We start from the raw sequence: 12,071 nt of genomic DNA on the forward strand, positions 1-12,071 counted from the left end.
GCTTCGCTACGCTCGCAATGACGTCATTGCGAGGAGCCTGAAAGGCGACGTGGCAATCCATATAAAAATAGATGCTGAGTTTAAAAGATATCTGCGTAAAATATTCTTATAAAACTGTACTCACCGGCGTTTCGCTGAATTTTGAAAAAGGGAAAATTTATTCCCTTCTCGGAGAAAACGGTGCCGGTAAGTCTACACTTGCGCGTGTACTTTGTGGAGATATTCTGCCGACAGGCGGAAGCATTTATCTGAATGAAAAAAAACTGAATATAAGAAAGCCGAAGGACGCAATCAGAAACGGAATTGTTTGTGTTCACCAGAGACCACTGCTCGCTCCTTCAATTTCTATCAGGGATAATCTTAGAATCGGCATCAGCCATAAGATGATAAAGCTTATTCCTGAGTTCACAAAAAAATGGATTTTTGGGCGTGAACTTTCAGAAACAGTAAAAAACATCAGTGAACAGGAAGTGTTTAATACATCTCTTGCCGGTGCACTGCTCAAAAGTCCATTTGTACTGATTCTGGATGAACCGCCCTTTTTAGACACACAGAAAATCAGAGAGCTGGCAAACAGCGGACTAATCATAATTATAATCACACACAGTTTTAAAGAAGCTATTGAAAAATCTGATGAAGTGATTTTGCTGAAAGATGGAAATGTTCTTGAAAAAACTTCTGCAAAAACAATTACCGAAGCATATATAAAAGAAAAACTCTTCGGACTTACAAAAACTATAACAACTCCAGATTTTATTGAAAAAAAAGATATTTCTGAAGAAGAGGTTATGGATCTCAGACGAGAGACCTTCGGGTCAGGCTCGAAGATGACAAAAAAAAATATCGGATATATTCCTTCTGACAGAACATTCCGAGCCTCGAATCCTAACCTTACAATTTTTCAGCTTTGCACAGCCTATCATACAAAAGGCAAACAAAAAGAACTTGAAGAATACTCAAAAAAACTGCTTACAAAAGCAGATGTAAATATAAGATTAAATGAAAAAGCGTTGTGTCTCTCCGGTGGAATGTTACAGAGATTGATTCTTGAACGCGAACTGGAAGAGAATCCGGAAGAGCTTTATCTTTTTGATCCGACTCATGGACTGGATGCAGAAGCCACAGAACGGCTTTATTCCAGACTTGAAGGACTTGCAAAAAAAGGCGTGAAGATAATAATAGGAAAGGTAGAATGAATATTTATTACACAGGCTCTGCACTGAATCTTTCTGCCTTATATATGATTGCGGGAAGCGGTGCTTTAATTTCAATGAAATCGGGAGATTTCAATTTAGGCGGCGAAGGACAGATTTACCTTGGTGGTTTTGTAAGTGCAATTGTGCTGGCAAAACTTGCAGAAAGTGGAAATCCTGCAATGTCATGTTTCGCCGTTCTTACAGCAGTACTCGCTGCCTTTATCTGTACCGCGCTGATGGCAGGAGTTTCTGCTGTTTTTAAGATTTTCCGCAATGCAGATTTTCTGTTTACCTCGTTTATTGCTTCGGCTGCCATGATTCCGTTTATTGACGGTCTTGTAAGCGGACCGTTCAGAAGTACCACAGACAATCTGCTGGCAACGCCTTTTATTCCAGAGAAGGTTCGTCTTCCTTCTATTCTTCCGCCATCGCCACTTAATGCCTCGTTCATTCTCGCACTGGCATTCTGTGCCGCCGCATGGTTCTTACTCAACCGCACAGCCTGGGGACGCCAGTTATGCATACTCGGCACCAGTCCAGAGTTTTCACGTTTCGCGGGCTTCGCAGGCCACAGACTTTCCCTTAGTTCCGCATTACTTTCCGGCGGCCTCCACGGCCTGGCCGGGGCGGCCGCCATCGCAGGAACCTACTTTACCTGCCATCAGGGCTTTTATTCCGGTATGGGATGGAACGCCTTCTCCGCAGCCCTGATTGCAGGAGCTAATCCTCTGCTGCTTATTCCGTCGTCTATTTTTATGGGCTTTATTACAACCTATTCAAATAAGTTTGCGCTCTATCATAATTTCGGATTCGATATCAGCAGTATGATTCAGGCCGTTATACTGTTTTTAATTGCATTTAAGCCGAGGTCAAAATGACAATACTCGCTGTTTTATCTTACGCCTGCCCTCTTATTCTCTGTTCGATTGGAGCCCTGTTTACTGAATACGCAGGTTGTCTTGCGCTTTTCTTAGACGGACTTGTTTCGTTCTCTGCCTTTTTGTTTTATACATTCACTGTAACAACAGGCTCGGCAATTCTTGGGGCGGTGATGGCATGCCTCGGTGCGGTAGGAATTACACTGACGTTCTCGGCAGTTGTAGAGCGAGGGGGAGCTAACAGGTTTATTGCCGCCATAGCAATGAACCTGTTATTTGGTGCGCTGTGTTCTTGTTTGTCGTCGGTGATTTTTGGGACTCGCGGAGTTCTGGCGGCAGAACTCTTCCGTTTTTCTGCGAACTCGGCGCGCGCGGCGACTGTAGTTGTTACGGCGGTACTTGTTGCGATTGCGGTGATTTTCTTAAGATACGGCCGCCACGGGTTATATATTCGGATTGCGGGAAGTGATGCGGATGTATTACAGGCAAAGGGTGTAAATCCAGGCGTAATCAGAACTCTGTCCTGGTCACTTGCAGCCCTTTACGGTTCTGCAGCTGGCTGCTTTCTTGCTATGAGACTCTCTTCTTTTGTTCCTAATATTTCAAGTGGACGAGGCTGGATGGCACTTGCAGTAGTTTTCCTTGGCAAAAAGAAACCGCTGCGCATTGTGGCAGCGGTTCTGGTTTTCTGTATTGCAGATGTTTTCTCTGCTAATATTCAGAATTATATTTCGGGCATTCCATCTTCCTTTTTGATTTCACTGCCCTATCTGGTTTCGCTTCTTCTTATTTTTGTAAAATAGTACTTTCTAAATCATCATTTTTGAACATGTCATCACTGATTCCAAAGCCACCAGCCATTGCAAGCTGATTCAGTTTTGCATTGATTTCATCAAGGCTTGGGCTCTTGTATACAAGTTTTACATTCTCGTTTTCTGCCCCGACAACTCCTCTTTCACCAATTTCTTTAACCTCATCAACTTCAGAAGTTTCTGACGAAGTTGCAAAAATGTCACTTCCCGAATTAGATCTGCTGAACATTTCAAAACCGCCAGATTTCTTTTCTACTGGAGCAGCAGGGGCTTCTTCTTTTACTTCATCTTCCATTATAGGAATTTCTTCTTCCATTATTTCCGGAATTTCAGGTTCTTCAGTTTTTTCAACAGCAGCAGGGGCTTCGATTACAACCGGCTTTTCAATTACTGCAGGCTTCTCATTTACTCCAGGCTTCTCATTTACAACTGGAACGTCAGCCTCTGGTTCAACAGCGACAGGCTCTTCCATTACAGTCTTTCCAACTTCACTTGTCTTGAACTCTTCAAGTACAGTTTCAAGCTCTGACAGGTTTCTGTAACTTTCATCACTTGAAGAACTAACATTCTTCATCTTCTGTACAATATCTGCAGTCTCTTCCTTAATCTTCTTAAGCGAAAGAATAGCCTGGAAGAATACCTCATTCATGTTATCAACCTGCTGAGAAACCTTCTGCTGTTTTCCTGCAAGATCTCCACAGTATTTGTTCATCTCATCTGCGGCAGAAGAAGTTTCTTCACTACGCTGTTTAATCTGAAGCATCTGTGAATCAATTCTTCCAATTCCGCCAGTAATTTCCTGCAATGAACTTACTATCTGATCTGCATGAGCACTAACCTTTTCAAAAGCCTCAAATGCAGACTGACTCGATTTGTTTGCATTTTCAACAGCCTGTACGATTGCATTTACAACGCGGGAAATCTTATCTGCATTTTCAGAAGTTTCCTCTGCCAGAGAACGGATTTCCTCAGCAACGACACCAAAGCCCTTACCTGCTTCACCGGCATGTGCAGACTCAATTGCAGCATTCATAGAAAGAAGGTTTGTCTGCTCTGCAACGTTATTGATGATTGTTACAACTTCATAAACTTCATCAAGCTGTTCAGCGACGTGTCCAAGGATTTCATTTGTAGCAGTAATCTTATCATCACCATCGGCTACATAAGTATGCATTTCCTGTGCACTTTCCATTCGCTCTTCAGCCATCTTGCTCATGGACTCAAGGGTCTTAACAACTTCTTTTACTGCGCTGTTACTGTTTTCAATTGCGGTAGTCTGAACATTATTACTCTTAACCAGCGTATCAACATGAACATTCATTTCCGCAATTACGCCAATTGCAGCATTCATAACTTCTACCATTTCTGTAAACTTCTTACTCATTTCATCAATATTTGAATCAATCTGAGTTGAAGCTGTTGCCGTACTATTAGCAGATTCATTGATTATTGCTTCTGCATCAATTGCTTTTTTTGCAGTAGATTTTACAAGCAGGAAGAAGTTATTTATCTGTGTAACCATATCGCTGATATTTGCCATCAGCATATGCATTTCATCGCTTCCTTCAGGATTTACATTTGCAGTAAAGTCTTTTTCTGCAAGTGTAGAAGTAACATCCTTTACCTTGATGATTCGCTTAGAAATCTTTGAAGTAACAAAGAAAATCATGCAAGCAAGAATGATTGATGTAACTGCTGCAAAAATAATTGTAATTGCAACGAATTTAGTTTCTCTTTCCAGAACAATTCTTTCTATATAATTAAGGGTTTTTGTGTTCAGCTCCATAAGAGAAACATAGAGAAGTCGGATTTTTTTAATCTGTGTATGAGCATCCTCTGTGAGGCTTAAAAGATTTAAAATATCTTCATCCTGTGTATAAAGATTTGCTGTTTCACGGATACCAAAACTTTTGATACTTGTGAGCACGGAAGTATTAGGCTTTGTTGCTTCCATTGTTTTTAAAATATTTTCAACTGGTCCAAAGCTGTCATTAAGCAGCTGCCAGGTAAGTTTTGTCTGTTTGAGGCTGGATTTTAAATCTTCCGGGAATGAATCAATTACCGGATTTTCAAGAAGATAATTAAAGGATTCTGTAATTGATGTTTTTTTAGAATCAAATGCAGAATAAGCTGTTTCTATTTCAAAATCCCAGTAATCCATTTTTTCCAGATAATCAACTATGGATGCAAGCTGAGATTCAGTTTTGATTTCCATTATCTGGTAATTTTTAAGATTTTGAATCTGAGTAATATTTACGATTGAAAAGACTGTAAGAATTACAGACTGAAAAACAGTAAAAAGAATTATAAAAGAGAATTTGCCATTAAGTTTCATAAAATAACAATCCTATGATAAATATTTTATCATAGGATTGTTATTTTTCAAGAATTATTGATTTTCTTCTATTATAAATAACATTTCGTTAATAAACAGAAAGAATCTTTTCGAGCTTTTCTTTTCCGATAATGCGGAAGAAGCTTCCGAGACGTGGTCCCTGATCTTTGTTGATGAGTGCATTGTAAAGTGCTGTGAACAAAGTCTTTGATTCAAGTCCCATTTCTGTAGCGATGTCGTACATTGCCTGCTGACATTCCTTGTCGAGCTGGAATGTATCGAGCTTTGGAAGTACTTCATCACGAACACGCTTTACTGCTGTAAGAATGTCGCCAGAGAGGTCTGCCTTGCTTCCGTCGTTGCGGAGTTCGAAGCAGAAATCTGGAGCGCAGTCTGGAGCTGAATGCTTTACCCAGAACCATGCACATTCAATACGGCGGCGGAGGCGTTCTTCCTGTTCAGGTTTTACATCTCCAAGTGCCTTAATTACAGCATCAATATCACCAGAGTAAATCTGGAGCAATGTTGTAAGCTGGCGAATTGTTACCTGATATGGCATTGTTTCTGGAATCTTTCCGTCAATCTGAGAAAGCATATAAATACGCTTTTCCTTATTAAAGTGATCTTCAGATTTAGCCTTATCAATTCCGTAAACTACACGTTCAGTCTTGTCGTAGTCCTCATAAACCTTGAGAACGTCCATATCAAAGCTGATTGCAAATTCTGTATTAGGGCGTGTACCTGCAAAGAGGTAGCGAAGAACTTCTGCCTGATAAACATCAAGAGCATCAGGAAGAGCAATTACCTTACCCTTTGATGAAGACATCTTTCCTGGCACCCCTTTCAGGTTTACAAAGTCATAGCGCATTGTAACTGGAGCATCCCAATTGTAGATTCTCTTAGAAACAAGTTTTGCTGTATCGTAGCTTCCACCTGGACTGATGTGGTCTTTTCCACCCGGCTCGAATACAACCTTTTCTTCGTTCCATCTCATTGGCCAGTCAACACGCCAGCCGAGCTTTGCGCCCTTGAAAGTACGGATATCTGCAGTTTCGCAGTTACCACATTCACACTTATAAGTGATTCCGTATTCGCCGTCGTAGTCTGTAATTTCAGTTGTATCTTTCTGGCACTTTCCGCAGAAAATTGCTACCGGCCAGTAAACATCTTCCGGCTTCATTTTATGAGCGTCATCGCGGTATTCGTTCAAACATTCCTTGATCACGTCGCGGTTCTGCATAGCCTTTTTCATACCTTCTGCATAGCGGTTAGCACGGTAGCGGCTTGCCTGATAAAGGAACTCAGGAGAAATGCCAACGCGTGGAAGCTGAGTTTCAATATCAACCTCATGGTGGCGGGCATAGTTTTCATTGCGTCCAGTTGTATCAGGTACCTCAGTAATTGGATAGCGGAGGTATTTTTCAAGGATTTCAGGGTCAGGCATGTTAGCAGGAACTTTGCGGAATACGTCGTAGTCATCCCATGAATAAATAAAGCGTACGTTCTTACCGCGGTCGCGAAGTGCGCGAACTACTAAGTCTACTGTAATGATTTCGCGGAAGTTTCCAAGGTGAACTGTTCCAGAAGGTGTAATTCCTGAAGCACAGGTATAAGAATCCAGATCTCCCTTCTCACGGATAATCTGGTTAGCCATCTGATCTGCCCAGTGACAGAGGAGTGGATCTCTCTTTTCGTTATTCTGATTATTCTGATTTTCGTTACTCATAGATGTATATTATAGTAAAAAAATGAATATGTAGGAAGTAGTTTTAGAATTTTCGGTATTGTAAAGGGGTTCCGTATAAAAAAAAATAGTGTAACTTTGGCGCGAGGAAGCGGATTTGTGGGGCAAAAAGACTTTGTTTGTGGCTGCCGCGAGAGCGGCAGGTATAATAGTTACTATACTACAAACAACGTCTAGCGAAATATTGAGCGTTATTGTCCTACAAATACGCGCCCGGAAGCCAATTATACGGTTATTTGATTCTCCACGAAATCAGTTCAACACCTTCAGGAAGAATGATGTAGAGGTCGTGAACACCATTTATGCCGCTGAACTTTGTTCCAATCTCAGTGCCAGTGCTTCCAATTCCATCAATACTCAACTTGATTGATTTTCCTTCAACAGGAATACATTCTACAGAGAACTCAGTTTCTGTACCTTTGAACTCTACACCCTTGAGGCAGAGGTATGCGCCATCTTTAACAGCAACTACAGTCTGCCTGCTTGTAACGGCAGCATTGCGTGAGCTTGCCATTGTTGCAGCAGGAACAACATCACCAAGTGCAAAAGTTCCAAGCTGTTCTACACCCTTCTTTGTTGACTTCTGAATTGGGAGAGAGCCGTCTGCATTTACTGCAAAATGATCAATAAAGATATTGCGGTATCCGCCCTTCTCGCTTCCGACTGTTTTTTCAAGAGTCTGTGTGTGGTATGCGATATACCAGTTTCCGCGGAAGTTGAAAATCCAGTGATGGTTATTTCCCCAGGCACCAAAAATAGTTCCAGGATTTTCCAGAGTGTAACCCTTGTACTCGAAAGGTCCGAGAGGATTCTTTGATGTCATATAACCGATTACTGCAATTGGCATCTTATCTGGATCTTTTGTATCTTTTCTGTCTGCCCAGTTTGTACAATAAGTATAATACCAGGTATCACCAATCTTATTGATTCCAGAATCTTCAAAAAGGAATGGAGCATCAATAACTTTAGGTTCTCCTTCAAGATGAACCATATCTTCACTCAAGGCAGCGCAGCGGGCATTCATAGGATGTTCATATTTATCAGGATCATGTCCACCGCCAAAATAAATATATGCCTGTCCATCATCATCAACAATTACAGCAGGATCAAAAAGCCAGTTGATTTTTTCGCAGGTTGGAACCTTTCGGGAAATAAGAGGTTCTTTAATCGGGTCAACAAAAGGACCAACAGGAGACTCTCCTTCCAGAACACCAATTCCGTTTCCACTGTCTGCAAAGTAAATAAAGAACTTATCTTTTCCATTGATGTTCTTCCAGCAGACAGCAGGTGCCCAGGAATTGCTTGCCCAGAGAGCAGCACCAATAAAATCATTTTTTCCGGCAACTTTGATTTCTCCGCAGTCAGTCCAGTTTACAAGATCCTTTGTACTGAACACGTTAAGACTTGTAATCTTATTATATCCGTTATCAGTTTTGCCTTTTGTAAATTCAAACTGCTGCATATCATTTGTTGTATAAAGATATAAGGTATCCTTATAAATCAAAATGGCAGGATCTGCACCATATTTGTGTGCAACAACAGGATTATTCTCTCCCGGCATTTTAAAAGCTTTTTCTGCCATAAGCTTCTGCATTTCTGTTACAGCAGTTGCTTCCAGTATTGTCTCATTTTTTGATTCCATCTTTTTTCCTCCGTTACATGAACTTGCCGCCGTAATTATACTTAAAATCATAATTACGGATACAAAATATCTTGCACTTTTCATAATTAAATTATAAAGTTTATTTAAAATAATGTAAAACGTTTAACTATTTTTTACGGAAAATTTCTTAGAATAAATCAGGATAATAATCATGAAGAGAACTTTTATCATTTTCAGCATTGCAACAATCTTATTTACCGGCTGCAAAAATAAAAAGACAGACTTTCCGTTTGAAGCGAATCCGATTTCTCAGGCAATCAAACTTGAGAACCAACCAGTCACAAAACAGCAGCTGGACCGCATTCCGGAAGCTTACCGCGTTATTGTAAAGGACGGCGGAACTATTGAGCACATCACTTATGAATCTAAAAATTATTATGGTGATGGTCAGACTAAAGAAAAAAAAGCAAACGTCTATCTGCCTGCAGGTTATGACAAATCAAAAAAATATAAAGTGCTTTATCTGATGCACGGAATCGGCGGTGACGAAAACGAATGGGGTATGAAAGACGAACAGTCCCTCATCAAAAAGATAATGGACAATCTGACTGTAAAAGGTGATATAGAACCTTTTATAATCGTAACACCAAACGGACGTTCAGGCAGCGATCCGAATCCGAACAAAACTTATCTTGCTTTTTATAAATTCGGAGAAGAGCTCCGCAACGATCTGATTCCTTATATGGACTCACACTACTCTACTTATGCAGACAGAGACCATCGTGCAATGGCCGGCCTTTCTATGGGCGGAATGCAGACTATAAATATTGGAATCTGTGAATGTCTTGATTTGATAAGTTATTTCGGTGCTTTTTCTGCAGCTCCAACTTCTTATGAAGCAGCAAAGGTAGCTCAGGTTTTAGACCGAAATGAAAAACTGCCGGTACATTATTTCTATAATATTTGTGGTACTGAAGATTCGATTGCTTATGGAGCTCATGCAGCTGCAGCTAAACTTCTTCCGCGCCTTACAGACCGTCTCACAGAAGGCGAAAACTTCCGCTGGCAGGAACAGGGCGGCGGTCATGATTTTGGAATATGGAATTTAGGATTTTATAATTTTGTAAAAGTTTTTGGAGGTAATAAATAATGAAAAAGCAGGGCTTTAATCCTTACTTACCGTCATGGGAATATATTCCAGACGGAGAACCACATGTTTTCGGAAACAGAGTTTATGTATATGGTTCACACGACTGCTTTAACGGCTGGGTTTTCTGTCAGGGAGATTACGTGTGCTACTCTGCTCCGGTAACTGACCTTAGAGACTGGCGTTATGAAGGAGTAATCTATCCTAAAACTTCAGAGGAAATGAATGCTGACGGACACATGTGTCTTTATGCTCCAGATGTAACAGTTGGACCAGACGGACGTTATTACCTCTATTATGTTTATGATAAAGTAGGTTTTGTTTCTGTTGCAGTCTGTGACACACCGGCAGGAAAATATAAGTTCTACGGACATGTTCACTACAAAGACGGAACAAGACTGGGAGATCGTAAAGGCGATATACCGCAGTTTGACCCGGGCGTTATTACAGAAGGAAACCGCACTTACCTTTACACAGGCTTCTGCGGAAATCATATGAAAGACAGAATTGGAGCAATGGCTACAGTCCTTGGACCTGACATGCTCACGATTGAAGAAGAACCTGTTATTGTTGCTCCAGGCGACTGTTACACTGATGTTACAGCCCCAGTTACAACAGACTGCCCTTACAAACAGGATTCAGTTGAAGAATGGAAAAACTATAAAGACCACGCTTTCTTTGAAGCTCCTTCAATCAGAAAAATTGGCGATACTTATTATTTTATTTTCTCATCTCAGGTTATGCATGAGCTTTGTTATGCAACAAGTAAAAATCCAACTTCAGGCTTTAAGTATCAGGGTGTAATTGTAAGTAATGTTGATATGCATATTGATTCCTATAAGCCTGCTGATATGCCGGCAGCTTTTGGAGCAAATAACCACGGCAGCATTGAACTGATAAACGGTGAATACTACATCTTCTATCACCGCCACACAAACGGTAACTGGTTTAACCGTCAGGGTTGTGCAGAAAAACTTAAGGTTCTTCCAGATGGTACAATTCCACAGGTTCAGATTACTTCATGTGGTTTGAACGGTGGTCCTCTTGAAGGAAAAGGTGAATACCCTGCATACATTGCCTGCAATATCTTTAATCCGGAAGAAAAGAACTGGATTGTTGATATCAGACATCCCCGTGTTTCTCAGGACGGCCGCGATGGCGATGAAGAAACAGGATATATCGCAAATGTTCAGAACGGCTACATCTATGGCTTTAAATATTTTGATTTCAAGGATGTAAAAAAGATTTCTATATTAACCCGCGGTTATGTTTACGGAAAATATGAAATCAGAACAAAGTGGGATGGCCCTGTACTTGCAGAAATATCAGCAGGCTGTTCTAACATCTGGGAAACAAACAGTGCAGACATCAGCATTCCAGACGGAATCGGCGAACTGTACTTTAAGTTTGTCGGTGGAGGAAGCCATCAGTTCAAGGGATTTATACTCTCATAAACTGTCCTGACGCCAGATCAGTTTCTTTTTTTTATTCTGATACTGCTTTGGCGTACAGTTCATATATTCTTTAAACTTTCTCGAAAAATACTGAATATTGTTAAAGCCGTTTGAAGTTGCAATTTCCGTAATATTATTATTCGTGTAAATCAAGTCCAGACAGGCTTTTTCAATACGGTATTTATTTATGTATTCTGATACATTCATTCCCGTACTTTCTTTAAATAGTCTGATAAAGTGACTCTTGCTGTAATTTGTAAGCTTAAGGATTGCTCCAAGGCTTATAGATTCACTGTAGTTTTCACGGATATAATGAATTGCATTATCAATTGCAGAAAGACTCCGTTTTTCATTTTCAACAACCTGTGAAAAACGCTCATACTGGTCCGTTTCTATTGCATAGGAAATCACATCAAGAATAATTGAACGGAGAATAACCTCCATACCTTCTGAATTTTTTTTCATTAAAGAGATATTATGAAATCTCTGAGCAAGTTCCGGAGGCATTGTCAGAAAGCGGCACAGTCTGATTCCTTCAAAAAAAAGCCTGCACGGATCATTTTCACTGCCCAGTGCAGAAATATCAAACAGAATACGGTAACAATGAAACTCCAGAACCCCTCTTCCCTTCTTAAGAAAATGTTCTTCAAAAGGATTGATGAATATGAAATCACCTTCAGATATATCAGAAACTGTATTTCCGATATAAACCTTGCCATTTCCTTTTTTTATGAAAAGAATTTCATATTCTATCTGTCTTAAAGGCTCTTCCTGATAACTGTTTTGCGAACTAAAACTGACGGCAACCGGTTGCCGTACTATTCGCTGTTCATTCTGCATAGGGGTATTCTACTATGAAAATTCTCGAAATTCAACGCAAAATAAGACTTTTTTATAAATAT

Annotated in this window: 9 protein-coding genes; 5 read left to right on the plus strand and 4 right to left on the minus strand. The window is 40.4% G+C overall.

Annotated features, from left to right (window positions below):
- The first annotated feature begins 71 nt into the window (after positions 1-71).
- The 3 genes from AABJ44_RS11420 to AABJ44_RS11430 are packed head-to-tail and all read left to right on the plus strand — an operon-like array spanning position 72 to position 2,877.
- On the plus strand, positions 72-1,196 hold the full coding sequence (locus AABJ44_RS11420; protein WP_338369183.1) for an ATP-binding cassette domain-containing protein: 1,125 nt from the start codon (positions 72-74) through the stop codon (positions 1,194-1,196).
- Positions 1,193-2,074, plus strand: coding sequence for an ABC transporter permease subunit (locus tag AABJ44_RS11425; RefSeq protein ID WP_338369184.1), 882 nt, complete (start codon positions 1,193-1,195; stop codon positions 2,072-2,074). The genes AABJ44_RS11420 and AABJ44_RS11425 overlap by 4 nt, the downstream gene beginning before the upstream one ends.
- Positions 2,071-2,877, plus strand: coding sequence for an ABC transporter permease subunit (locus tag AABJ44_RS11430; RefSeq protein WP_338369185.1), 807 nt, complete (start codon positions 2,071-2,073; stop codon positions 2,875-2,877). The genes AABJ44_RS11425 and AABJ44_RS11430 overlap by 4 nt, the downstream gene beginning before the upstream one ends.
- Here AABJ44_RS11430 and AABJ44_RS11435 read toward each other — a convergent pair.
- From AABJ44_RS11435 to AABJ44_RS11445, 3 genes are all read right to left on the minus strand, one after another.
- Positions 2,861-5,221, minus strand: coding sequence for a methyl-accepting chemotaxis protein (locus AABJ44_RS11435; RefSeq protein WP_338369186.1), 2,361 nt, complete (start codon positions 5,219-5,221; stop codon positions 2,861-2,863). The two genes, AABJ44_RS11430 and AABJ44_RS11435, sit on opposite strands and share 17 nt — an antisense overlap.
- An 88-nt stretch (positions 5,222-5,309) precedes the next feature.
- Positions 5,310-6,947, minus strand: coding sequence for a lysine--tRNA ligase (gene lysS, locus AABJ44_RS11440; protein ID WP_338369187.1), 1,638 nt, complete (start codon positions 6,945-6,947; stop codon positions 5,310-5,312).
- Between the two features lie 250 nt (positions 6,948-7,197).
- Positions 7,198-8,691: a family 43 glycosylhydrolase gene (locus tag AABJ44_RS11445; RefSeq protein WP_338369188.1), complete on the minus strand. Its 1,494-nt coding sequence runs from the start codon at positions 8,689-8,691 to the stop codon at positions 7,198-7,200.
- An 88-nt stretch (positions 8,692-8,779) separates the two neighbouring features.
- Here AABJ44_RS11445 and AABJ44_RS11450 point away from each other — a divergent pair, with 88 nt between their 5' ends.
- Both AABJ44_RS11450 and AABJ44_RS11455 read left to right on the plus strand, forming a co-directional pair.
- Complete coding sequence (locus AABJ44_RS11450; protein ID WP_338369189.1) at positions 8,780-9,718, plus strand: alpha/beta hydrolase; 939 nt, start codon at positions 8,780-8,782, stop codon at positions 9,716-9,718.
- Entirely contained in the window at positions 9,718-11,169 is a 1,452-nt protein-coding gene (locus tag AABJ44_RS11455; protein ID WP_338369190.1) for a family 43 glycosylhydrolase, read from the plus strand. The genes AABJ44_RS11450 and AABJ44_RS11455 overlap by 1 nt, the downstream gene beginning before the upstream one ends.
- On the opposite strand, the gene AABJ44_RS11460 is transcribed toward AABJ44_RS11455, so the two are convergent.
- Complete coding sequence (locus AABJ44_RS11460) at positions 11,164-12,009, minus strand: helix-turn-helix transcriptional regulator (protein WP_338369191.1); 846 nt, start codon at positions 12,007-12,009, stop codon at positions 11,164-11,166. The genes AABJ44_RS11455 and AABJ44_RS11460 overlap by 6 nt on opposite strands.
- Positions 12,010-12,071: the final 62 nt, after the last annotated feature.

The organism is Treponema bryantii, assembly GCF_036492245.1.
GTDB lineage: Bacteria > Spirochaetota > Spirochaetia > Treponematales > Treponemataceae > Treponema_D > Treponema_D bryantii_C.

Coding starts and splice junctions, on each gene's coding strand:
- AABJ44_RS11430 (WP_338369185.1), top strand. CDS start 2,071: ATGACAATACTCGCTGTTTTATCTTACGCCTGCCCTCTTATTCTCTGT.
- AABJ44_RS11420 (WP_338369183.1), top strand. CDS start 72: ATGCTGAGTTTAAAAGATATCTGCGTAAAATATTCTTATAAAACTGTA.
- AABJ44_RS11425 (WP_338369184.1), top strand. CDS start 1,193: ATGAATATTTATTACACAGGCTCTGCACTGAATCTTTCTGCCTTATAT.
- AABJ44_RS11445 (WP_338369188.1), bottom strand. CDS start 8,691: ATGAAAAGTGCAAGATATTTTGTATCCGTAATTATGATTTTAAGTATA.
- AABJ44_RS11450 (WP_338369189.1), top strand. CDS start 8,780: ATGAAGAGAACTTTTATCATTTTCAGCATTGCAACAATCTTATTTACC.
- lysS (WP_338369187.1), bottom strand. CDS start 6,947: ATGAGTAACGAAAATCAGAATAATCAGAATAACGAAAAGAGAGATCCA.
- AABJ44_RS11435 (WP_338369186.1), bottom strand. CDS start 5,221: ATGAAACTTAATGGCAAATTCTCTTTTATAATTCTTTTTACTGTTTTT.
- AABJ44_RS11455 (WP_338369190.1), top strand. CDS start 9,718: ATGAAAAAGCAGGGCTTTAATCCTTACTTACCGTCATGGGAATATATT.
- AABJ44_RS11460 (WP_338369191.1), bottom strand. CDS start 12,009: ATGCAGAATGAACAGCGAATAGTACGGCAACCGGTTGCCGTCAGTTTT.